This window comes from Enterobacter sp. 198 (assembly GCF_009025585.1).
Lineage (GTDB): Bacteria > Pseudomonadota > Gammaproteobacteria > Enterobacterales > Enterobacteriaceae > Enterobacter > Enterobacter ludwigii.
Genome location: NZ_WCIM01000029.1, coordinates 37,827 through 59,026, shown reverse-complemented (window position 1 = coordinate 59,026; position 21,200 = coordinate 37,827). Strand labels below are relative to the sequence as shown.

The following is a 21,200-nucleotide window of genomic DNA, read 5'->3' as shown; positions in this document are numbered from 1 at the left end:
AAGAGTTAAATTATTATGAATTATTTATTGTGTGATCAAACTCGACCTTTGCCTGCAATTTTTTAAACATAACATCAACAAACAAAAAAAATCCCGGCTATTTCTTTTAAAAGAAGAAATAGCCGGGAACTTTTCTTTTTAGTTAATTGTCGCGCTTATTTTAAATTATCAGGAAAGTTTTTTGGTAACTCGCTCGCCGCGCAGGCAATAACGCTTTCATTATTCGCCCCACAGTCGCGAACAAAGGTGATCGTCGCAAATTCATCAATGACTTCAGTGGGGTATGCCGGGCCTGCATCACGATACGCATTCATCAATGGAATATGATCGTTCTGGAAGCAGACGGTTTTTTCTGGATTGTTGATCACCCAACGTGGGAAGAAGATGGTGCCGTGGAACAGTTTGTCACCCAGGTTTGCTATCAGGCTCACGTCGGTACCGGTTGGTTCTGTCCAGGAAATTTTATAGATGCTCTCCCCTACGCGAACAATATAAGCCTGCTGATCTTTCACCCAACGGTTCGCCACAATCCCGCTGTGAATACGGTAATCAAGGGTGGTTTCATTTTTGACATAAATCTCGTAGTTCCAGCCATTATCGTAGGTATATACAAGGTGTTTGCCGACGAAGCCGCTTAAGTCATGTTTGTCGAAGGTGTTCATAATGTGTCTCCTTTGCTTTGATGAGACGATCGTACCCCTTCAAAAAATGAATGAATAACGCTATGTTTGAATCAAATTCATCCAAATTTTAGATTAATCATGCATAAGACGACGCTTGAACAATGGTCATTACTGGAAAGAGTGGTCGAGGCAGGCAGCTTTGCCAAAGCAGCGGAAGAGACCAACCGCAGCCAGTCCTCGGTCAGCTATAACTTGTCGCTGCTGCAGGAGCGGCTGGGCGTGGCGCTGCTGGTGCCTGAGGGGCGGCGGGCTGTCTTAACCCCGGCCGGCGAACTCCTGCTCAACCAGGTTAAACCGTTGCTGAAAGCCTTCGCCTATGTGGAGACCCGTGCGGCAAGCCTGCGTAATGGAATGCGCACGCGGTTAGATCTGGTGGTGGATAGCATTTTCCCGCGCCGACGCCTGTTCGCTATTTTGCGTCAGTTCCAGCAGCTGTATCCGCAAACGCAGGTCCGTCTCACCGAAGTGCTGGAAAATAGCCGCACCGATGTCATTAATGATGAAGCCGACGTGATGGTGTTAACCCGCCGCCAGGACATAACCGGTCTTGGCGAATGGCTGATGAATATCGACTTTGTTGCCGTGGCGCATCATCAACATCCCCTCTTTAGCCTCGACGCGCCGCTTAACGACGATATGCTGCGCCCGTGGCCGCTCATTCAGATAGCCGACAGCCAGACCGCCGCGCGTGCGGCCGGCGAGTCGTGGACCTTTTCCACCATTGATGCAGCCATAGAGGCGGTGATGTCTCAGGTCGGCTATGGCTGGCTGCCAGAGGAGCGTATTCAGACCCAGCTTGATCTGGGGGTGCTTAAACGCCTGCCGCTTAGCCATGGCGCACGCCGGGCTACGCCGCTGCATCTGATTGTGAAACGCTCCCTCGGCCCGCTGGATGAACAGGTTGAGACCCTGCTTCGCCTTTTTAGCCAGGAGCCGCCATCCTCACCTGCTACGCTTTAAGGTCCGAACGTTAAACACGATAAGGAGCAGATGATGAAGATCGATTTTACGGGGAAAGTCGCGCTGGTGACCGCCTCTACCGGCGGGATCGGGTTCGCCATAGCCCGAGGGCTGGCTGAAAGCGGTGCGGAAGTGATCATCAATGGCCGTAGCACGGAGTCTGTGAATAAAGGTATCCAGCAGCTACAACAGGTTGTGCCTGGGGTGCAAGTACGCGCCGCGATTGCCGACCTCAGCACGGCTGAAGGGGTGGAATCGCTGCTGAACGTGGCGACCCACGTCGACATCCTGGTCAACAACGCCGGCATTTACGGCCAGCAGGATTTTTATGGCACCGACGATGACACCTGGGAGCGTTACTGGCAGACAAACGTAATGTCCGGCGTGCGTATCTCCCGTGCGCTGCTGCCCGGTATGGTGCAGAAAGGCTGGGGACGCGTGGTGTTTATTTCGTCCGAGTCGGCCTGCAATATCCCGGCGGACATGATCCACTATGGCGTGACCAAAACGGCGCAGCTGTCGCTCGCTCGCGGGCTGGCGAAGTTCGTGGCGGGAAGCGGTGTCACGGTGAACAGCGTATTGCCCGGTCCCACCCTTTCAGACGGTTTTGCCGGCATGATGAAAGACGAGATCGAGAGAACCGGCAAATCGCTGGAGGAACTGGCGAAAGAGTTTGTGATGACTCACCGCCCGAGCTCGGTTATCCAGCGTGCCGCGACGGTGGAAGAAGTCGCCAATATGGTGGTGTATGTCTGCTCGCCCCAGGCCTCCGCCACCTCGGGCGCGGCACTGCGCGTCGATGGCGGCGTGGTGGATGACATCATCTGATCCCTCAGACAGAACGGTCTGTGACCCGTCGGGCAGTAATATAGTGCGCCTGCCAGTAGTCATCAGTCAGGGTTGAGACGGTTACGCCCTGGCTGCGTGAGGCATGAATAAACTGGCTATTGCCGATGTACACGCCCACGTGCCTTCGGTCTGGACCGGTCTGAAAGAAGACCAAATCCCCCGCCTTCAGACGGTATTGCGCCACCTTCACGCCGCGATGGATCTGTTCGCCCGTCGTGCGCGGCAGATTAAGGTTCGCCGCATCGCTGAACAGATGCTGCATCAGCGCGGAGCAGTCCACGCCCCGATGTGTGGTCCCGCCCCACTGATAGTGGGTGCCTTTCCACTTCTGGTATTGATCAAGGATCCGGGTACGCAGTGGTCCTGTTTCCTGGTGCAGCAGCGCGGATTTTGCCGGAGAAAGGGCGAGCTCGCGGTTCATTGACAGCATTGACGCCGGCAGTTGAAAACTCAATGCCGAAAACGAAGCCAGACTTAACGAGAGGATTGAAATAAGCGATCTAAACGTCATATCAAAATAGATTCAGTGAGTGAATATTTTCCTTACCGGTGGGGGCCAACGTTCCCCCGAAATAGCGCGCAATGTGGCGATAATATAGACAGCTCGCTTTTCAACCAATTATTATTGAGACCAAAAATGGACTCACTTTCCGATCGCAAGATCGCGAAAAAAATGCTCAAGACAGAAGGACAGACAGGGTAAAGCAGGTAAACTAATCAACAGAATGTGTATTTTAGCTAAGACGTATTTATGACCAATATGATTGCCGACGAGGCCGTGGCCAAATCCAACGTGCTCTCCGTCTTCGACTTTGATGGAACACTGACGCACCACGACAGCTTTATCCCTTTCCTGCGTTTTGCCTTTGGTAAACGTTACTTCGCGGGCCGCCTGGTGCGTATGGCCTTACCCACACTCCACTGCGTGCGTCGTAAGCTGACGCGCGATGAGCTGAAGGAAGTGCTGATTAAAACGTTCCTGACGGGCGTGGATGAACACTGGCTACGCCAGCAGGCGGAAGCGTTTTGCGAAAAATACTGGGACAAGCTGATGCGCCCTGCCGGCGTACTGGCCGTCGCCGCAGAGGTGAATTCCGGTGCGGAAGTGACCATCTGCTCCGCCTCTCCGGCGCTGGTGCTCCAGCCATGGGCTGACAAGCTGGGGATTAAGCTGATTGGCACACAGCTGGAAGTGAAAGACGGCAAGCTGACCGGGCGTATCACCGGCAACAACTGCCGCTGTGCCCAGAAGGTGGCGAGGCTGGAAAAAGTGTATGGCGATCTGAATAGCTACCACCTGCGCGCGTGGGGCGATACCCGCGGCGACCATGAACTGCTGGCGGCGGCGCAGGATGCACACTGGCGGCACTTCCATCCACCGCGCAAGCGTCGACATTCACCGATTAAGTGTTAGACACTGTCTACCCGAAAACGGCAACCAAAGGTTGCCGTTTTGCTTTTAATGGGCTTCTTTCTTCCCCGGGAACATCACGCTGGTGATAATCCCCAGCGCCAGCACGCCAAGCACCACAAACAGGCTTGCCGTGGCACCAATGCTGTAACCGTGGTGCCAGAAGTGATCGGTGGCATTTAATCCGAGCTTGAACGCCACGAAGAACAGCAGCAGCACGACCGCTTTCTCCAGATGCACCAGATACTGCTTCAGCGCTTCCAGCACGAAGTAGAGCGTACGCAAGCCGAGGATGGCGAACATCATTGCGCTGTAAATAATAAGCGGCTCACGGCTGACGGCAATAATGGCCGGCACGGAGTCAAACGCGAACATCACATCAGAGAGTTCCACGACCGCCACGCAAAGCAACAGCGGCGTTGCGTAGCGCTTCGCCTTCTTCACGCGTCCAACCGTCACGTCCTGGTTTTCAGGTTTCTCCAGCTCCGCGTCCACCTCTTTCTGGGTCAGAATAAAGGCATTGCTGCTGATTTTAGGCCAGACAGGATAGAAGCGTTTCACCAGACGGTAAGCCAGATGGCCGGAGTAATCTTCAACCTCGTCACTCTCTTCATTGCGTCTGAGCATCATCACCGCCGTCCAGCCGACGACCAGCGCGAAGATAACCTCGACGTAAGGCCCCAGACTTAACAAGCTGGTCCCGATGGCCACAAAGATACCGCGGAAAACAATCGCCCCCAGCACGCCCCAGTAGAGGACGCGGTGACGATATTTATCCGGCACGCCGAACCAGGCAAAAATCGCCATCATCACAAACAGGTTATCGACGGAGAGCACCTCTTCCAGCGCGTAACCGGTGAGGAACAGGCTCGCCATCTCTGCGCCGTGGTGAACATACAGGAACCCGGCGAAAGCCATGGCCATCATGACCCAGAAGAGGGACCACATGGCAGCGCTTTTCAGCGAGATCGGTTTATCGTGACGGTGCATAAAGAGGTCGATAAACATCGCCCCGACGGCCATCACTACAAAGACAACAACGGTTTCAGTCGGGAAACCGAGATGAGCAGCAGACATACACAACCCTTTTGGCAGACAAAACACAACACCATGCAAACTGGCGTAAACCAGGAACGGAAAGGGGCAGGCTGTTTACCAGCCTTTAACCCTTAAAGCCGCGGCCTTCCAGGCCCGGCAAAGAGAGGTACTTTACCGCACTCCATGGGGTCGCGCATCTGCCGTTTAGGCGCTCATGCCGCGCAAACGCTGCAGTACGGCCACCAGAACCGCCACTGACCAGCCCACCATCAAGGCGCCGACCAGGCCTTCCACACCCCCAATCAGCCGCCAGTGCTGAGGCAACGTGACATCGCCGTATCCCACCGTGGCGTAACTGACCAGCGAAAAGTAGAAGCTGGTGTTCCAGTCGTTAAATGCATCAATAACAAAATAAAACCCGGCGAACAGACCGGCTTCAAGAAGATGGGCGAAGATCATGGAGATAACGATCCCGACGTTACGCAAAACCACGCGCACCGCAGAGTCGACCTCTAAGTTAATGAATTTTAAAACGCAAAACATCCACAGCGAATGGATGACCACCGTAAGGGTAAGCAAAATAATGATGCTGAGTAGCTGCATGAAAGGTGCTCTGACCGGGAAGAAAAATGACCCCGCGAACGCAGCGGGGCACCTGGAGCTGTCTGGCCTGGTCGAAGCTTAGTGGATCGGAGGAAAAAAGTTGGTGCAATAATTGCGCTGCGTGATTATCACCCTTATAGAGTCTCCTCTTTGCGGCTGGTTCGACTGCTGTGAGCGATATATCTGGAGCGCACTATCTGTGAGTCACCTCTTATTTACATCATTTAAACCTTCCATTAACTGGATAAAAAGAACGCGCCGTCGCTATAGTGGTTTTGTTTAATAAAACTCAGTTGTACCTAATAAAACAAAGAACATACCCTGCGAGGACACAATGACAGAACATTTACGTAACGGTGCTACCGCCACCGAGGACATAGAAAGAGAGACGATGCGGAAGGTGATCTGGCGTATTCTCCCGTTTCTGATTGTCAGTTACCTGGTCTCCATTATCGATCGCGGGAATATCGGCATGGCTTCGCTGCAGATGAATGAGGATCTTGGCCTCAGCAAAGCTGCATTTGGCTTCGCCAGCAGTCTTTATTTCGTGGCCTATTTTCTGTTTGAAGTACCCAGCAACCTGGCCATGCAGAAAGTCGGCGCCCGTCTGTGGATCCCGCGCATTATGATCAGTTGGGGCATCGTCTCCATGTGTATGTCCCTGGTGCAGAACACCACGTCGCTCTATATCGTCCGTTTTCTTCTCGGTGCTGCAGAAGCAGGCTTCTTCCCGGGCGTCGTGCTGTATCTGACCTGGTGGATCCCGTCCCGCTATCGCGCACGCATTATTGCGTCCTTTATGGTCGCCATCCCGCTCGCTAACTTCATTGGCTCCCCGCTTTCCGGGTTGATACTGTCACTGGATGGCTGGCTGGGTCTTCGCGGCTGGCATCTGCTGTTCATTATTGAAGGCTTGCCGGCGGTGCTGCTGGGTATTGCAGCCTGGTTTATTCTCCGGGATCGCCCTCATCAGGCGAGCTGGCTTAGCAGTGAACAGAAACAATGGCTGGAAACCACGCTGGAAACCGAGCGCAACCAGCAAAAGAATATCGGACACCAGACCACCTGGCAGTTGCTAAAGCATCGCCAAATCTGGCTGATGGCGCTGATTTACGCGGGTGCATCGTCCGCGGGTACCACCATCAGCGTCTGGTCTCCTCAACTGCTGAAATCCTTCCATCTCGATAATCTTGAGACAGGTCTGCTTAACGCCATTCCTTACGGTCTGGCATCTGTTCTCATGATTGTATGGGGACGGAATTCCGATCGTACCAACGAACGCCGCTGGCATACCGCACTCACGCTATTCATAATTGCCGCCGGCGTGTTCGCCGCCTTTGTGAGCGTTTCGCTGTCTGCCACGATCGTTATCCTCAGCATTATGCTGATAGGCGCCTATTCAATGAAAGGGCCTTTCTGGGCGCTGGCGTCCGGTTGGATGAACAGTACCTCAGCGGCGGCGGGACTGGCCGCGATTGGTGCCATCGCAAACCTGATAGGCGGGGCGGTGATGGTAAACGCGTACGGCATTATCAATGAGCGGACGGGCAGCTACACGCTGGCGATGCTTCCGCTGGCCGCGCTGTGCGTGGCCGGGGGGATAGCGGTGCTCATTATGGGCCGACAGGCCCGCAACGCTCAGCTACACGAAAAACAGGTCACGCATTAGCGTTGACAGAAGCGGGACAACTGTCCCGCTTCTGCATTTAAAGATGTTCTTCAGCCGTATCGCTCGTTTCCCCAAAAAACTGCTGACAGAAGAGCTTACTGGCTCCCATTTTCTGCGACAGACGGCTTGCTGCCGCCTTCATCAACTGACCTATCTCCTTCTCACGACGATCTTCCGTCAGCCGTGAGATGGGGCCGGTCAGGGCTAACGCCGCAACCAGCTTGTCGTGAACGCCGAAGACAGGCATCGCAAACGCAGCGGTGTGGGGATCGCGTGCGCCTGACGTGTAGAAAGGGAGTTCAGCGTCTCCCTCCGGCAGGCTCTCATTGAGCCCCCAATGGCGTAATACCTTACTGATGGCCGAATTATCGAGCGGAAACTGGCTACCGGGAAGATTGCTGTGTCGCAGGCCATGCGACGCTTCAGCGCGAAACAGGCAAAGCCGCTGCCCTCCCTCCAGCACATACCAGCTGGCACTCTCCTGAGACGCCAGGGATAAGGCCTGGAGCTCTGGCTGAACCACTCGGGAAAGATGGAAAGAGTGTTCATACAGCTTGCCGAGGTAAAGCAGACGTGGGCCCAGCGCATAATTGCCGTCTTCATGCCTGACGACGTAATTCATCCGTTCAAGAGAATTCATCAAGCGGTAAACCGTGGTTTTGTGATAACCCGATAGCTGTGCCAGCGCGGTCAGCGTCAGGCTCTCATCTCCAGGACGGAAGCAATCCAGTAAAGCCAGCGCTTTTTCAACCGCTACAACGCCTTCATTCCCCATCATTATCTCCTTGTTAGCCCGGCAGTGAGTGTACCTCAAATTTTGTGAGTCACTTCGTGTTTACATCACAAACGCCATCTCGGGTCTGGCTAAAAGGAAAGCAACACCGCTATAGTTGTTTTGCACTGTACACCTGCATTGTACTTAGTAAAACAATATGGAGGCATTCATGTCCGTTACTGAAAAAAAACCGATTAATCGCCAGTTTGATCGCGTTTCTGCCGAGGACGTTCGTCGGGCTGCCGAGTATCAGGCCGCTATTCTGGCCGACGTGGCCGGTCGCCGCGGTACGCTTCATGGCCGCATCAAACCGCTGGCTCCACACATGTCCGTTGCGGGTCCGGCCATCACCGTTGAAGTCCGTCCGGGTGATAATCTGGCGATTCATGCCGCGATGGCGGTGGCGCAGCCCGGCGATGTCCTGATCGTCGATGGCAAAGGCGACCTGAGCTGCGCGCTGCTTGGGGAAATCATGGCCACTCAGGCTCAGGCGAGCGGCATTGCGGGCATTATTATTGACGGCGCTGTACGAGACGCCGATACCTTAAGCAAAGGTCACTACCCTGTCTTTTCTGCCGGTCTGAACCCCTGCGGCCCGACAAAGCTAATTTCTGGTCGGGTTAATCATCCCATTTCAGTCGCCGGGGCGACGGTTCAGGCCGGGGATCTGGTTGTCGCGGATATCGACGGCGTGGTAGTCATCCCGCGCGATGAGGTTCAGGAAGTTATCGCGCTGGCAAAAGGAAAGCTGGAGATGGAGACCCGACGCCTTGCCGCCATCCGTGAAGGCGATTTACGTCCACATTGGCTTGATGACGCGCTTCGTAAGGCTGGTATGTTAGATGACGGGGAGACGCTGTGATGGGGGGCAAAGACGTAGTTCTGGTTACCGGAAGCGACCTGGCGGAGCAGGCCATGGTGATGTTGCAGGGCTTTGAGGTGGTGTTTGCGGGCCGCCAGCCCACAGAAGATGAACTGATCGCGCTGTGTGAACGACACAATCCTGTGGCGATTCTGGTACGTTACGGCAAGATTACCGCGAAAGTCATGGATGCCGCCCCCGCTCTGCAGGTTATTTCCAAGCACGGAAGCGGGATCGATGTGATAGACCAGACGGCAGCGGCCGAGCGCAACATCGCCGTCCGCGCTGCGCCAGGTGCAAACGCGGCGGCAGTGGCTGAACATACCTGGGCGCAGATCCTCGCCTGCGCAAAGTCGGTGGTGCCTCTGGACAAGCGCCTGCGAGACGGGCACTGGGATAAGGCGACGCATAAATCCATTGAACTGGAGGGCTTAACGTTAGGGCTCATCGGATTGGGTGCTATCGGCTCGCGTGTGGCACATATTGGCCACGCATTCGGCATGAAGGTGCTGGCTTACGATCCCTATGCTAAGTCCATGCCTGCCCTGTGCGAACGCGCAGAAACGCTGAAAGGACTTCTTTCCCGTTCCGATGTCATCTCTTTGCACTGTCCGCTGACCGATGAGAATCGGGGGATGATCAATAGCCAGACGCTCGCACACTGCAAGCGGAACGCAATTCTGGTAAATACGGCACGCGGCGGACTGATCGACGATGAATCGTTACTGGCGGCGCTCAGGGATGGCACGCTGCACAGCGCAGCGCTGGACAGCTTTACCCACGAGCCGCTGACGGCGCCGCACCTCTGGCAGTCCGTAGAAAACGTGGTTATTTCACCGCATATTGGCGGCGTTACCGCAGCGTCATATATCAAGATGGGGACAGTGGCCGCGAGCAATATTCTTGCTGTAACAGACGTAACCACCGTCAGCCCGTAAAGCCATCTGTGACGAGTGGCAGTGCTCTTATGTCACTTGTCTTCTGCCAGCGCCTGAGCGCACGCCCAGGCACTTGCCCATGCCCACTGGAAATTGTATCCGCCGAGCCAGCCGGTCACATCCATCACCTCACCAATAAAATAGAGCCCCGGCACGTTGCGCGCTTCCATGGTGCGTGAGGAGAGTTCATGGGTGTCGACCCCGCCAAGCGTCACTTCCGCCGTGCGGTAGCCTTCGGTACCGTTGGGCTGCACCCGCCAGGCTGTCAGCGTCTCAACCAGCACCGCCTGTTCGCGGCTGTTAAGCTGCTTGAGCGACACATCGGGGATCTGCCCCAGCACCTGCAAACATTCCACCAGACGTTTTGGCAACTGCATGGCCAGCGTGTTTTTCAGGCTTTGATTCGGGTGCGCCGCGCGTTGCTCGTTGAGGAAAGCCTCCAGGTCGCAATCGGGTAGCAGGTTAACCATGACAAACTCCCCCGGCTGCCAGTAGCTGGAAATTTGCAGTACCGCCGGGCCGGAAAGACCACGGTGGGTAAACAGAAGGTTTTCACGGAACACCGTACCGTCTTCAGCCGTAATGACCGATGGAACCGAGACGCCAGAAAGCGTCTGGAGCTGTTCCAGCAGGGGCTTATGCAGGGTGAACGGTACCAGCCCCGCACGGGTGGGCAGCACGTTCAGGCCAAACTGTTCGGCAATCTTGTAGCCGAATGGTGAAGCACCCAGCCCCGGCATGGAGAGGCCACCGCTGGCAATCACCAGGTTATCGGCGCTGACGCTTTCCCCGTTTAACTGCAGCGTGTAGCCCTGCTCATCGCGGGACACCTCCAGCACTTCCGTGCGCAGGCGCATCACCACGCCGCCCTTCTCGCACTCGGCCACCAGCATATCGACAATCTGCTGGGCGGAGTCATCACAGAACAGCTGGCCCAGCGTTTTCTCATGCCATGCGATACCGTGCTTACCCACCAGGTCGATAAAGTCCCACTGGGTGTAACGCGCCAGGGCCGATTTGCAAAAATGACGGTTCTGGCTCAGATAAGCTGCGGGTTCGACATAGAGATTTGTAAAGTTGCAGCGCCCGCCACCGGACATCAGAATTTTACGTCCTGGCTTTTTACCGTTATCCAGCAACAGCACGCGACGACCCGCCTGTCCGGCCATCGCCGCACAAAACATACCCGCCGCACCGGCGCCAATTACCACGGCATCAAACCTTTCCACGTCAAAATCCTCTTCGTTAACTGCCGCGGATTGTAAAGTTTCCTCTGTGGTCACACCAGCGCAATTAACCGAGATATCAGTCATATACTTGAAATATAAAATATATTTCTTTACCTAACGCCAACAAAGCCGAAGTTATATCAAAAAAAAGCTATATTTCACTTTGCCCGCCGCGCATTTGTCCTGGATAATGCGCCGCGTTCATGTCCTCAAAATGGCGTAACGTCCTATGCTACATTTGTTTGCTGGCCTGGATTTACATACCGGGCTTTTATTATTGCTTGCTCTGGTTTTTGTACTGTTTTACGAAGCGATCAACGGCTTCCACGACACTGCAAACGCAGTAGCAACGGTTATCTACACTCGCGCAATGCGATCGCAGCTCGCGGTTGTTATGGCGGCGGTATTTAACTTTTTTGGTGTTCTTCTGGGTGGACTGAGCGTTGCATATGCGATCGTGCATATGTTGCCAACGGATCTGCTTCTCAACGTTAGTTCTGGCCATGGCCTCGCTATGGTGTTCTCAATGCTGCTTGCTGCAATTATCTGGAACCTCGGTACCTGGTATTTCGGCCTGCCTGCATCCAGTTCTCACACCCTCATCGGCGCGATTATCGGTATTGGGTTAACGAATGCCCTCATGACCGGTACCTCGGTTGTTGATGCGTTAAACATCCCGAAAGTGCTGGGAATTTTCGCCTCACTGATTGTCTCCCCTATCGTGGGTCTGGTGGTCGCAGGCGGATTGATTTTCATCCTGCGTCGCTACTGGAGCAATACGAAAAAACGCTCCCGTATTCACCTGACACCGGCAGAGCGTGAGAAGAAAGACGGCAAGAAAAAGCCGCCATTCTGGACGCGGATTGCCCTGATCCTTTCCGCTATCGGCGTTGCCTTCTCTCACGGCGCGAACGACGGTCAGAAAGGCATTGGTCTGGTAATGCTGGTACTGATTGGCGTCGCACCGGCGGGATTCGTGGTCAACATGAACGCCTCCGGTTACGAAATCACCCGTACCCGTGATGCGGTGAACAACGTTGAAATCTATTTCCAGCAACACCCTGAGCTGCTGAAGAAGGCAACCGGCGTTGACCAGTTGATCCCTTCTCCTGAAGCAGGCGCTACCACTGCGCCGGGCGAATTCCACTGCCATCCGGCAAACGCGATTAACGCGCTGGAACGTGCCAAAGGCATGCTGGGTAATATCGAAAGCTACGACAAACTGTCCGTTGAGCAACGTGGTCAACTGCGTCGCATTATGCTGTGCATCTCTGATGTCACGGATAAAGTGGCGAAGCTGCCAGAAGTGAATGCTGACGACCAGCGTCTGCTGAAGAAACTGAAAGGCGATATGCTCAATACTATTGAGTACGCGCCAATCTGGATCATCATGGCTGTCGCACTGGCTCTCGGTATCGGTACGATGATTGGCTGGCGTCGTGTGGCGACCACCATCGGCGAGAAGATCGGTAAGAAAGGCATGACGTATGCGCAGGGTATGTCCGCGCAGATGACGGCGGCGGTTTCAATCGGTCTGGCGAGCTATACCGGTATGCCAGTTTCGACCACCCACGTACTCTCCTCTTCCGTGGCAGGGACCATGATTGTTGACGGCGGCGGTCTGCAACGCAAAACCGTGACCAACATTCTGATGGCCTGGGTATTTACCCTTCCGGCCTCTATCCTGCTGTCGGGTGGGTTGTACTGGATTTCGCTGAAGCTTATCTAATCGGCAGAACGCGATAAAAAAGCGGGTCAGGAAACTGACCCGCTTTTTTTATGCTCAGTGCCAAATCATCAAGGCAATCATGCTGACCACAACCAGACCACACAGGGCGCTGGTTAAAATGAACTGACGGCGAAGACGCTCGCAACGGCGAATAAACTCTTCATCGTGGTGATCGCGATAGCGCTGGTAATAGATATACCCTACCAGACGCATCTGCTTGCTGGGCTGTCCGTGCGAGGTGAAGAACCCTCCACCGTCCACATACTGATAAAGCAACGGATCGCAACCACGAAGTACCACTAACAGCGCACGTAACGATGAGAAGTAGCGCGCCATATTCACTATGCAAACCACGCATAACGCCCAAAACAATGCGACGGTGCTAATCATACATCCTCCCCGGCGTACGCCCACGAAGCAAGGCCTCTGAGCTACCGCACTCCAGTGCCCTGACAGACAGTTCAGTGAAAGAATGAACAAAAGTCGATCCGGTTCGCGTTTTAATATCCGAACGGCTCATTAAATAGTGTAGGAGATCCGTTAATTTTTTTGCCACAAGGTTAATCGTTATCAACACCAAAGCTTGAAAAATATGTTTTACTGGGCCGTAATGAAAGCATCAGACGACGGCTTTTCCATTTAGTCATCGATAACTTAAGGAAGGAGTAACACTATGGCTTACAAACACATTCTCATCGCGGTAGACCTCTCTCCGGAGAGTAAAGTGCTGGTTGATAAAGCGGTATCCATGGCACGCCCTTACAACGCGAAAGTTTCTCTTATCCACGTTGATGTGAATTACTCCGACCTCTATACCGGTCTGATTGACGTCAATCTCGGTGATATGCAGAAACGCATCTCTGAAGAGACACACCACGCCCTGAGCGAACTGTCCACCAACGCGGGCTACCCTATCACCGAAACCTTAAGCGGCAGCGGCGATCTGGGTCAGGTGCTGGTTGATGCGATTAAGAAATACGATATGGACCTGGTCGTTTGTGGTCACCACCAGGACTTCTGGAGCAAGCTGATGTCTTCCGCGCGTCAGCTGATTAACACCGTTCATGTGGATATGCTGATTGTTCCACTGCGTGACGAAGAAGACGAGTAAGTCTGCTTTCCCTCTCCCAAAGGGAGAGGGAACCGTTCGAGCCTCTTTCCAGCGCGGGTTGGGGTGACAGCATCAAACTGCACACCCTAACCTTCCTGTTCCGGCGTCCCCGAATAAATATCAAACCGGTGCCCTTTGGTAACCACCGCATTGGCCGTGGCCACGTCCGCCAGCGGCGGCGCATAGTCCGGGCGTTTCACCACCACGCGCTTCGTGGCTAGCTGACGAGCAGGCGCCAGCAAACCATCCGCGTCTAAATCCGGTCCGACCAGCGACTGGAACACCCGCATCTCTTTCTTCACCAGCGCGCTTTTCTGCTTATGCGGGAACATCGGGTCGAGGTAGACCACCTGCGGACGCGGAGTGATATCGGTCAGCGCCGTCAGGCTGGAGGCGTGAATCAACTGCAAGCGCGCCTGCAGCCACGGCCCAATCTCCGGGTCGGCGTAGCCGCGCGTCAGCCCGTCGTCGAGCAGCGCGGCCACGACCGGATTGCGCTCCAGCATCCGCACGTGACACCCTACCGAGGCCAGGACAAACGCATCGCGCCCTAAACCCGCCGTGGCATCCACCACATCCGGAAGATAGCTTCCTTTGACGCCAACCGCTTTGGCAACCGCTTCACCGCGACCGCCGCCGAACTTGCGCCGGTGCGCCATAGCGCCCCCCACAAAATCGACAAATATCCCGCCGAGCCTGGGTTCGTCACGCTTACGTAATTCCAGATGCGCCGGCGTCATCACCAGCGCCATCAGGTTTTCATCATCATGCTCCAGCCCCCAGCGGGCGGCCAGAACAGATAAGGCGCCGTCTCCGGCGCCTGTTTCATCGACTAAACAAATCTTCACGTAACGGTTAGCCTTTAATTCCGTAGTGCTCAAGCATCGCATCCAGCTGCGGCTCGCGGCCACGGAAGCGTTTGAACAGCACCATTGGCTCTTCAGAACCACCGCGCGTCAGGATGTTATCAAGGAACGACTGGCCGGTTTCACGGTTGAAAATGCCCTCTTCTTCAAAGCGAGAGAACGCATCCGCCGCCAGCACGTCGGCCCACAGGTAGCTGTAATAGCCTGCCGCATAGCCGCCCGCGAAGATATGGCTGAACGCGTGCGGGAAGCGGCCCCAGGTTGGGCCAGGAATAACGGCGACCTGCTTTTTGATCTCGGCCAGCGTCTCGAGGATTTTCGCCCCCTGCTCCGGACTAAACTCGGCGTGCAGACGGAAGTCGAACAGGCCGAACTCCAGCTGGCGCAGGATAAACATCGCCGCCTGGTAGTTTTTCGCCGCCAGCATTTTATCCAGCAGTTCTTTCGGCAGCGGTTCGCCGGTTTCGTAATGGCCGGAGATGAACGCCAGCGCGTCCGGCTCCCAGCACCAGTTTTCCATAAACTGGCTTGGCAGTTCGACCGCATCCCATGGCACACCGCTGATACCGGCAACGCCTGCGGTTTCGATACGGGTCAGCATATGGTGCAGGCCGTGGCCGAACTCGTGGAACAGGGTAATCACTTCGTCATGGGTAAACAGCGCAGGTTTGCCATTCACCGGACGGTTGAAGTTACAGGTCAGGTACGCCACCGGCTTCTGCAGGGAGCCGTCCGCTTTACGCATCTGCCCGACGCAATCATCCATCCATGCACCGCCGCGTTTGTTCTCGCGAGCGTACAGATCCAGGTAGAAGCTCCCGCGCAGCTCGTTCTTCTCGTCATACAGTTCGAAGAAGCGCACGTCCGGATGCCAGACGTCGATGTCGGTACGTTCTTTGGCGGTGATCCCGTAAATGCGTTTAACCACTTCAAACAGGCCGTTAACGGCTTTGTTTTCCGGGAAGTAAGGGCGCAGCTGCTCATCGCTGATGCTGTAAAGGTGCTGTTTCTGTTTTTCGCTGTACCAGGCGATATCCCACGGCTGCAGCTCGTCGATACCGTATTCCGCTTTCGCGAAGGCGCGCAGCTGTGCCAGCTCTTTCTCGCCCTGCGGACGCGCACGTTTCGCCAGGTCAGTCAGGAAATCGAGGACCTGCTGTGGATTTTCCGCCATTTTGGTGGCGAGGGATTTGGAGGCGTAGCTCTCAAAGCCCAGCAGCTGTGCCAGCTCGTGACGCAGCGCGAGGATTTCAGCCATCACCGGGCTGTTATCCCACTTACCGGCATTCGGGCCCTGATCGGAGGCGCGGGTGCTGTACGCACGGTACATCTCTTCGCGCAGCGCCTGATTGTCGCAGTAGGTCATGACCGGCAGGTAGCTCGGGATGTCCAGGGTTAAGAGGAAGCCTTCCTGCTCTTTCGCTTCGGCCTGCGCTTTCGCCGCCGCCAGCGCGCTTTCCGGCATACCGGCCAGCTCGGCTTCGTCGGTAATCAGCTTCGTCCAGCCCATGGTCGCGTCCAGCACGTTGTTGCTGTACTGGTTGCCCAGCTCAGACAGACGGGCCGCAATTTCACCGTAACGGGTCTGTTTCTCTTTCGGCAAACCAATGCCGGAGAGTTCGAAATCACGCAGAGCGTTATCGACCGATTTTTTCTGCGCGGTATTGAGTTCGGCATAGTGGTCGCCATCGCGCAGGTCGCGATAGGCTTTGTACAGCCCCTCGTGTTGACCAACCCAGGTGCTGTACTCAGAGAGCAACGGCAGGGTTTGTTCATACGCTTCACGGAGTTCCGGGCTGTTTTTCACTGAATTCAGATGGCTTACCGGGGAGAAGAGGCGTCCCAGCACGTCATCCACTTCGGCCAGCGGCTGACACAGATTTTCCCAGGTGTACGGCGCGCCCTGCGCCACCACGCTTTCTACCGCCGCTCGGCAGTTGTCCAGCGCCTGTGTTACGGCTGGAACCACATGCTCAGGGCGGATTTTAGAAAACGGTGGCAACGAAAAAGGCGTCAGTAATGGATTGGTCATAAACGCTGTCCTGTTGAATATGATGAATGAAGCGCGCATCCGGCGCTGTGCATATGCGATCTAGAATGGGGATAAGTGTAGAGGATTTCAATGCCAGACGTTGCGCTTTCGCGGCAGGATAAACTTTTCTGTATACTGTGGCGATACGCTCTATTTTTGCCCGATGGCGCTACGCTTATCAGGCCTACGTTTACTACCTGGAACACAATCATTCATGCTCAGTTATCGCCACAGCTTTCACGCAGGCAACCACGCCGACGTCCTTAAACACACCGTTCAGAGCCTGATCATTGAATCACTTAAAGAGAAAGATAAACCGTTTCTCTATCTGGACACCCACGCGGGCGCGGGACGTTATCAGCTGAGCGGCGAACATGCCGAACGCACCGGGGAATACCTGGAAGGGATCGCCCGCATCTGGCAGCAGGACGACCTGCCGGCAGAGCTGGAGCCCTACATTGGTGTGGTGAATCATTTTAACCGCAACGGCCAGCTGCGCTACTACCCTGGCTCGCCGTTGATTGCCCGCCAGCTGCTGCGCGAGCAGGACAGCCTTCAGCTGACCGAACTGCACCCAAGCGACTTCCCGCTGCTGCGTTCTGAATTCCAGAAAGACAGCCGCGCCCGTGTGGAAAAGGCGGATGGCTACCAGCAGCTGAAGGCCAAACTGCCGCCGGTATCCCGTCGCGGTCTGGTGCTGATCGACCCGCCTTATGAGATCAAAACCGACTATCAGGCGGTAGTGAGCGGTATTAACGACGGCTACAAACGCTTTGCGACGGGCACCTATGCCCTGTGGTATCCGGTGGTGCTGCGTGCGCAAATTAAACGCATGATCAAAGACCTGGAAGCGACCGGTATCCGCAAAATGCTGCAAATTGAACTGGCCGTGCGCCCGGACAGCGACCAGCGCGGCATGACCGCTTCCGGCATGATTGTGATCAACCCGCCATGGAAGCTCGAAGCGCAGATGAACAACGTGCTGCCGTGGCTGCACAAGACGCTGGTGCCGGCCGGAACGGGCCATGCCACCGTCAGTTGGATCGTGCCGGAGTAATCGCAGTCATCGGTGGAAACTATTGATTTCAGGTATACAATCGCGGCAATTCACGATTAAGGATAAAAGCTATGACTAAGCATTATGACTACATCGCAATCGGCGGCGGCAGCGGCGGCATCGCCTCCATCAACCGCGCGGCCATGTATGGCCAGAAATGTGCGCTGATCGAAGCCAAAGCGCTGGGCGGCACCTGCGTCAACGTGGGTTGTGTACCGAAGAAAGTGATGTGGCATGCGGCCCAGATCCGTGAAGCAATCCATATGTATGGCCCGGATTACGGCTTTGACACCACCATCAATAACTTTGACTGGAACAAGCTGATCGCCAGCCGTACTGCCTATATCGACCGTATTCATACCTCGTACGACAATGTGCTGGGCAAGAACAACGTCGATGTTATTCATGGTTTTGCGCGCTTTGTTGATGCGAAGACGATAGAAGTTAACGGTGAGACGATCACTGCCGATCACATCCTGATCGCGACCGGCGGGCGTCCGAGCCACCCGGATATTCCCGGTGTGGAATACGGTATCGACTCCGACGGTTTCTTCGAGCTGCCTGCTCTGCCAGAACGTGTTGCCGTGGTGGGCGCGGGATACATCGCCGTAGAACTGGCCGGTGTGATTAATGGCCTGGGCGCAGAAACGCACCTGTTCGTGCGTAAACACGCGCCGCTGCGCAACTTTGACCCGCTGATCGTCGAAACGCTGGTCGAAGTGATGAATACCGAAGGCCCAACGCTGCACACCCACGCCGTGCCAAAAGCGGTTGTGAAAAATGCAGACGGTAGCCTGACGCTTGAGCTGGAAGATGGCCGTAGCCAGACCGTGGATTGCCTGATCTGGGCGATTGGTCGTGAACCGGCTAACGACAACTTCAACCTGGCGGCGACGGGCGTTAAAACCGATGAGAAAGGGTACATCGTTGTCGATAAATTCCAGAACACCAGCGTTCCGGGCATTTACGCGGTGGGCGATAACACCGGTGCGGTCGAACTGACGCCGGTTGCGGTTGCCGCAGGCCGTCGCCTCTCTGAGCGTCTGTTTAACAACAAACCGGAAGAGCATCTGGACTACAGTAACATTCCGACCGTGGTCTTCAGCCACCCGCCAATCGGCACAGTGGGCTTAACAGAACCTCAGGCGCGCGAGCAGTATGGCGACGACCAGGTGAAAGTGTATAAATCCGCGTTCACCGCGATGTATACCGCCGTCACCTCTCACCGTCAGCCATGCCGCATGAAGCTGGTCTGTGTGGGTCCGGAAGAGAAGATTGTCGGTATCCACGGCATTGGCTTTGGCATGGACGAGATCCTGCAGGGCTTCGCCGTGGCGCTGAAAATGGGTGCCACCAAGAAAGACTTCGATAACACCGTTGCGATCCACCCGACAGCGGCCGAAGAATTTGTCACCATGCGTTAAGCAAAATGCCCCTCTGCGGAGGGGCGTTTGTTTCAGACATAAATCGTTGCACAACGAATGCTCTGAATTATTTGCCCCATAAATCTTTCTAAAAATCCCTTTTAGCCTTTATTTTTCAGGCAATTACTGTTTTAACTCCGCAAATACCCCGCGTTTAAAAACGTGATCAACCGCACATTTCCCTCAGCCAACACCGAAGCGAATGTCTACGCTTATAAGACGCCCGGAAAAAACTGTTATTTTGAACACACAACCGGAGGTCCTTATCGCCATGTTCAACCAGAAACTACAGGCTGCCGAGAACATCGAGTTCGAGATTGCAGAAGAGCTGCGCTACGAGACCGATCCCTGCGAGTTAAAACTGGATGAAATGATTGAGGCGGAGCCGGAACCCGAAATGATTGAGGGGCTACCCGCCTCTGATGCTCTGACGCCCGCCGATCGCTATCTGGAACTGTTCGAGCACGTGCAGTCGACACGTCTGTTTGCGGACAGCAAAACCTTCCCCGACTGTGCCCCGAAGATGGATCCTCTGGATATTCTGATCCGCTATCGCAAGGTCAGGCGCCACCGGGATTTCGACCTGCGCCGGTTCGTGGAGAACCACTTCTGGCTGCCAGAGACCTATACCACGGAATATGTCTCCGACCCCGGCCTGTCGCTAAAAGAGCACATTGACAGCCTGTGGCCCGTGCTGACGCGCGAGCCGCAGGACCACATCCCCTGGTCTTCTCTGCTGGCGCTGCCGCAGGCCTATATCGTGCCCGGCGGGCGTTTTAGTGAGACCTATTACTGGGATTCCTACTTCTCCATGCTGGGTCTGGCAGAGAGCGGACGTAACGATCTGCTGAAATGTATGGCGGATAACTTCGCGTGGTTGATTGAACGCTACGGCCATATCCCGAACGGTAACCGTACCTATTATCTCAGCCGCTCCCAGCCGCCGGTATTTGCCCTGATGGTAGAGCTGTTTGAAGAGGATGGTGTGCGCGGTGCAAAGCGCTACCTTGAACACCTCAAAATGGAGCACGCCTTCTGGATGGACGGGGCGGAATCGCTGCTGCTTAATCAGGCCTATCGCAGCGCGGTGCGTATGCCGGATGGCTCGCTGTTAAACCGCTACTGGGACGACCGTGACACGCCGCGTGATGAATCATGGATTGAGGATGTGGAAACCGCCCGTCACTCTGGCCGTCCGCCGAATGAGGTTTATCGCGATTTGCGCGCAGGCGCGGCCTCCGGCTGGGATTACTCCTCGCGCTGGCTGCGGGAGCCTGGCCGACTTGCCAGCATCCGCACCACGCAGTTTATTCCTATCGATTTGAACGCGTTCCTGTTCAAGCTGGAAAGCGCGATCGCCAATATTTCGGCATCGAAAGGGGATAAAGAGACCGCGGAACTGTTCCGCCAGAAAGCCAGCGATCGCCGCGCCGCGGTGAACCGGTATCTGTGGGATGACGAGAATGGCTGTTACCGTGACTACGACTGGCGCCGCGAGGTCATGGCGCTGTTCTCAGCGGCGAGCATTGTGCCTCTGTACGTTGGCATGGCGACCCACGAGCAGGCTGAACGCTTGTCTGATGCGGTAAAAGCACGTCTGCTGACGCCGGGCGGGATTCTGGCCACCGAGTACGAGACCGGCGAGCAGTGGGATAAACCCAACGGCTGGGCGCCGCTGCAGTGGATGGCGATTCAGGGCTTCAAACAGTACGGCAATGACTCGCTGGGTGATGAGATTGCCTGGAGCTGGCTGCAGACGGTGAATCATTTCTATAAAGCTCACCATAAGCTGATTGAGAAATATCACATCGCCAGCAGTACGCCGCGCGAAGGGGGCGGGGGTGAGTACCCGCTGCAGGATGGCTTCGGCTGGACTAACGGCGTGGTACGGCGGTTGATTGGGTTGTATGGGGAGCCGTGACCTTCTGCGGTCTGATGCCCGTATCCATCCCTCTCCTCCCGGG

General features: G+C 55.4%; 20 protein-coding genes. 11 read left to right on the top strand and 9 right to left on the bottom strand.

Annotated features, from left to right (window positions below; translation table 11 throughout):
• Nucleotides 1-155: 155 nt before the first annotated feature.
• Entirely contained in the window at nucleotides 156-662 is a 507-nt protein-coding gene (locus tag F8561_RS17495) for a phenolic acid decarboxylase (protein WP_020884514.1), read from the bottom strand.
• A 99-nt stretch (nucleotides 663-761) separates the two neighbouring features.
• Between F8561_RS17495 and F8561_RS17490 the strand changes: the two genes are divergently transcribed.
• Together F8561_RS17490 and F8561_RS17485 are read left to right on the top strand one after the other, a co-directional pair.
• Nucleotides 762-1,643 (top strand): LysR family transcriptional regulator, encoded by an 882-nt coding sequence (locus F8561_RS17490; protein WP_020884513.1) that lies wholly within the window; start codon nucleotides 762-764, stop codon nucleotides 1,641-1,643.
• A gap of 33 nt (nucleotides 1,644-1,676) precedes the next feature.
• Nucleotides 1,677-2,471 carry an SDR family NAD(P)-dependent oxidoreductase gene (locus F8561_RS17485; protein WP_025202822.1) on the top strand — a complete coding sequence of 265 codons (795 nt, stop codon included), beginning with the start codon at nucleotides 1,677-1,679 and terminating at the stop codon, nucleotides 2,469-2,471.
• Nucleotides 2,472-2,475: 4 nt separating this feature from the next.
• Here the strand turns inward: F8561_RS17485 and F8561_RS17480 are convergent, their stop codons facing one another.
• Complete coding sequence (locus tag F8561_RS17480; protein ID WP_014172058.1) at nucleotides 2,476-3,003, bottom strand: NlpC/P60 family protein; 528 nt, start codon at nucleotides 3,001-3,003, stop codon at nucleotides 2,476-2,478.
• A 240-nt stretch (nucleotides 3,004-3,243) separates the two neighbouring features.
• On the opposite strand from F8561_RS17480, the gene F8561_RS17475 reads away from it, so the two are divergent.
• Nucleotides 3,244-3,906, top strand: a complete 663-nt coding sequence (locus F8561_RS17475; RefSeq protein WP_014172059.1) for an HAD family hydrolase — start codon at nucleotides 3,244-3,246, stop codon at nucleotides 3,904-3,906.
• 45 nt (nucleotides 3,907-3,951) lie between these two features.
• On the opposite strand, the gene F8561_RS17470 is transcribed toward F8561_RS17475, so the two are convergent.
• Together F8561_RS17470 and F8561_RS17465 are read right to left on the bottom strand one after the other, a co-directional pair.
• Nucleotides 3,952-4,980 carry a TerC/Alx family metal homeostasis membrane protein gene (locus F8561_RS17470; protein ID WP_025202820.1) on the bottom strand — a complete coding sequence of 343 codons (1,029 nt, stop codon included), beginning with the start codon at nucleotides 4,978-4,980 and terminating at the stop codon, nucleotides 3,952-3,954.
• A gap of 165 nt (nucleotides 4,981-5,145) precedes the next feature.
• Nucleotides 5,146-5,544: a potassium channel family protein gene (locus F8561_RS17465; protein WP_020884509.1), complete on the bottom strand. Its 399-nt coding sequence runs from the start codon at nucleotides 5,542-5,544 to the stop codon at nucleotides 5,146-5,148.
• Between the two features lie 334 nt (nucleotides 5,545-5,878).
• On the opposite strand from F8561_RS17465, the gene F8561_RS17460 reads away from it, so the two are divergent.
• Nucleotides 5,879-7,213, top strand: a complete 1,335-nt coding sequence (locus F8561_RS17460) for an MFS transporter (protein WP_151887729.1) — start codon at nucleotides 5,879-5,881, stop codon at nucleotides 7,211-7,213.
• Nucleotides 7,214-7,250: 37 nt separating this feature from the next.
• Here F8561_RS17460 and F8561_RS17455 read toward each other — a convergent pair whose 3' ends face one another.
• Nucleotides 7,251-7,988, bottom strand: coding sequence for an IclR family transcriptional regulator (locus F8561_RS17455; RefSeq protein WP_068795387.1), 738 nt, complete (start codon nucleotides 7,986-7,988; stop codon nucleotides 7,251-7,253).
• 169 nt (nucleotides 7,989-8,157) lie between these two features.
• On the opposite strand from F8561_RS17455, the gene F8561_RS17450 reads away from it, so the two are divergent.
• Nucleotides 8,158-8,850 (top strand): RraA family protein, encoded by a 693-nt coding sequence (locus F8561_RS17450; RefSeq protein ID WP_025202818.1) that lies wholly within the window; start codon nucleotides 8,158-8,160, stop codon nucleotides 8,848-8,850.
• Nucleotides 8,850-9,788 (top strand): NAD(P)-dependent oxidoreductase, encoded by a 939-nt coding sequence (locus F8561_RS17445; protein ID WP_025202817.1) that lies wholly within the window; start codon nucleotides 8,850-8,852, stop codon nucleotides 9,786-9,788. The genes F8561_RS17450 and F8561_RS17445 overlap by 1 nt, the downstream gene beginning before the upstream one ends.
• Nucleotides 9,789-9,820: 32 nt before the next feature.
• Here F8561_RS17445 and F8561_RS17440 read toward each other — a convergent pair whose 3' ends face one another.
• On the bottom strand, nucleotides 9,821-11,017 hold the full coding sequence (locus F8561_RS17440) for an NAD(P)/FAD-dependent oxidoreductase (protein ID WP_151887728.1): 1,197 nt from the start codon (nucleotides 11,015-11,017) through the stop codon (nucleotides 9,821-9,823).
• Between the two features lie 229 nt (nucleotides 11,018-11,246).
• On the opposite strand from F8561_RS17440, the gene pitA reads away from it, so the two are divergent.
• A complete protein-coding gene (gene pitA / locus F8561_RS17435; RefSeq protein WP_014172068.1) occupies nucleotides 11,247-12,746 on the top strand; it encodes an inorganic phosphate transporter PitA in 1,500 nt (499 codons plus the stop codon).
• Between the two features lie 54 nt (nucleotides 12,747-12,800).
• On the opposite strand, the gene uspB is transcribed toward pitA, so the two are convergent.
• Nucleotides 12,801-13,136, bottom strand: coding sequence for a universal stress protein UspB (gene uspB, locus F8561_RS17430; protein WP_003861224.1), 336 nt, complete (start codon nucleotides 13,134-13,136; stop codon nucleotides 12,801-12,803).
• A gap of 283 nt (nucleotides 13,137-13,419) precedes the next feature.
• On the opposite strand from uspB, the gene uspA reads away from it, so the two are divergent.
• On the top strand, nucleotides 13,420-13,857 hold the full coding sequence (uspA, locus tag F8561_RS17425; protein WP_003861223.1) for a universal stress protein UspA: 438 nt from the start codon (nucleotides 13,420-13,422) through the stop codon (nucleotides 13,855-13,857).
• Nucleotides 13,858-13,943: 86 nt separating this feature from the next.
• On the opposite strand, the gene rsmJ is transcribed toward uspA, so the two are convergent.
• Both rsmJ and prlC read right to left on the bottom strand, forming a co-directional pair.
• Complete coding sequence (gene rsmJ, locus F8561_RS17420; RefSeq protein ID WP_025202814.1) at nucleotides 13,944-14,705, bottom strand: 16S rRNA (guanine(1516)-N(2))-methyltransferase RsmJ; 762 nt, start codon at nucleotides 14,703-14,705, stop codon at nucleotides 13,944-13,946.
• Between the two features lie 7 nt (nucleotides 14,706-14,712).
• On the bottom strand, nucleotides 14,713-16,755 hold the full coding sequence (gene prlC / locus F8561_RS17415; RefSeq protein WP_068795385.1) for an oligopeptidase A: 2,043 nt from the start codon (nucleotides 16,753-16,755) through the stop codon (nucleotides 14,713-14,715).
• A 214-nt stretch (nucleotides 16,756-16,969) separates the two neighbouring features.
• On the opposite strand from prlC, the gene F8561_RS17410 reads away from it, so the two are divergent.
• From F8561_RS17410 to F8561_RS17400, 3 genes are all read left to right on the top strand, one after another.
• Nucleotides 16,970-17,812 (top strand): 23S rRNA (adenine(2030)-N(6))-methyltransferase RlmJ, encoded by an 843-nt coding sequence (locus F8561_RS17410; protein WP_032679166.1) that lies wholly within the window; start codon nucleotides 16,970-16,972, stop codon nucleotides 17,810-17,812.
• 71 nt (nucleotides 17,813-17,883) lie between these two features.
• Nucleotides 17,884-19,236 (top strand): glutathione-disulfide reductase, encoded by a 1,353-nt coding sequence (gene gorA / locus F8561_RS17405; RefSeq protein WP_044858145.1) that lies wholly within the window; start codon nucleotides 17,884-17,886, stop codon nucleotides 19,234-19,236.
• Between the two features lie 271 nt (nucleotides 19,237-19,507).
• On the top strand, nucleotides 19,508-21,157 hold the full coding sequence (locus F8561_RS17400; RefSeq protein WP_020884498.1) for an alpha,alpha-trehalase: 1,650 nt from the start codon (nucleotides 19,508-19,510) through the stop codon (nucleotides 21,155-21,157).
• Nucleotides 21,158-21,200 lie beyond the last annotated feature (43 nt).

What these genes read in the sequence shown, in the direction of transcription:
- uspB (WP_003861224.1), bottom strand. Translation starts at nt 13,136, where the DNA reads ATGATTAGCACCGTCGCATTGTTTTGGGCGTTATGCGTGGTTTGCATA.
- gorA (WP_044858145.1), top strand. Translation starts at nt 17,884, where the DNA reads ATGACTAAGCATTATGACTACATCGCAATCGGCGGCGGCAGCGGCGGC.
- F8561_RS17465 (WP_020884509.1), bottom strand. Translation starts at nt 5,544, where the DNA reads ATGCAGCTACTCAGCATCATTATTTTGCTTACCCTTACGGTGGTCATC.
- uspA (WP_003861223.1), top strand. Translation starts at nt 13,420, where the DNA reads ATGGCTTACAAACACATTCTCATCGCGGTAGACCTCTCTCCGGAGAGT.
- F8561_RS17475 (WP_014172059.1), top strand. Translation starts at nt 3,244, where the DNA reads ATGACCAATATGATTGCCGACGAGGCCGTGGCCAAATCCAACGTGCTC.
- F8561_RS17400 (WP_020884498.1), top strand. Translation starts at nt 19,508, where the DNA reads ATGTTCAACCAGAAACTACAGGCTGCCGAGAACATCGAGTTCGAGATT.
- prlC (WP_068795385.1), bottom strand. Translation starts at nt 16,755, where the DNA reads ATGACCAATCCATTACTGACGCCTTTTTCGTTGCCACCGTTTTCTAAA.
- F8561_RS17495 (WP_020884514.1), bottom strand. Translation starts at nt 662, where the DNA reads ATGAACACCTTCGACAAACATGACTTAAGCGGCTTCGTCGGCAAACAC.
- F8561_RS17490 (WP_020884513.1), top strand. Translation starts at nt 762, where the DNA reads ATGCATAAGACGACGCTTGAACAATGGTCATTACTGGAAAGAGTGGTC.
- pitA (WP_014172068.1), top strand. Translation starts at nt 11,247, where the DNA reads ATGCTACATTTGTTTGCTGGCCTGGATTTACATACCGGGCTTTTATTA.
- F8561_RS17485 (WP_025202822.1), top strand. Translation starts at nt 1,677, where the DNA reads ATGAAGATCGATTTTACGGGGAAAGTCGCGCTGGTGACCGCCTCTACC.
- F8561_RS17470 (WP_025202820.1), bottom strand. Translation starts at nt 4,980, where the DNA reads ATGTCTGCTGCTCATCTCGGTTTCCCGACTGAAACCGTTGTTGTCTTT.
- F8561_RS17445 (WP_025202817.1), top strand. Translation starts at nt 8,850, where the DNA reads ATGGGGGGCAAAGACGTAGTTCTGGTTACCGGAAGCGACCTGGCGGAG.
- F8561_RS17410 (WP_032679166.1), top strand. Translation starts at nt 16,970, where the DNA reads ATGCTCAGTTATCGCCACAGCTTTCACGCAGGCAACCACGCCGACGTC.
- F8561_RS17450 (WP_025202818.1), top strand. Translation starts at nt 8,158, where the DNA reads ATGTCCGTTACTGAAAAAAAACCGATTAATCGCCAGTTTGATCGCGTT.
- F8561_RS17455 (WP_068795387.1), bottom strand. Translation starts at nt 7,988, where the DNA reads ATGGGGAATGAAGGCGTTGTAGCGGTTGAAAAAGCGCTGGCTTTACTG.
- F8561_RS17480 (WP_014172058.1), bottom strand. Translation starts at nt 3,003, where the DNA reads ATGACGTTTAGATCGCTTATTTCAATCCTCTCGTTAAGTCTGGCTTCG.
- F8561_RS17460 (WP_151887729.1), top strand. Translation starts at nt 5,879, where the DNA reads ATGACAGAACATTTACGTAACGGTGCTACCGCCACCGAGGACATAGAA.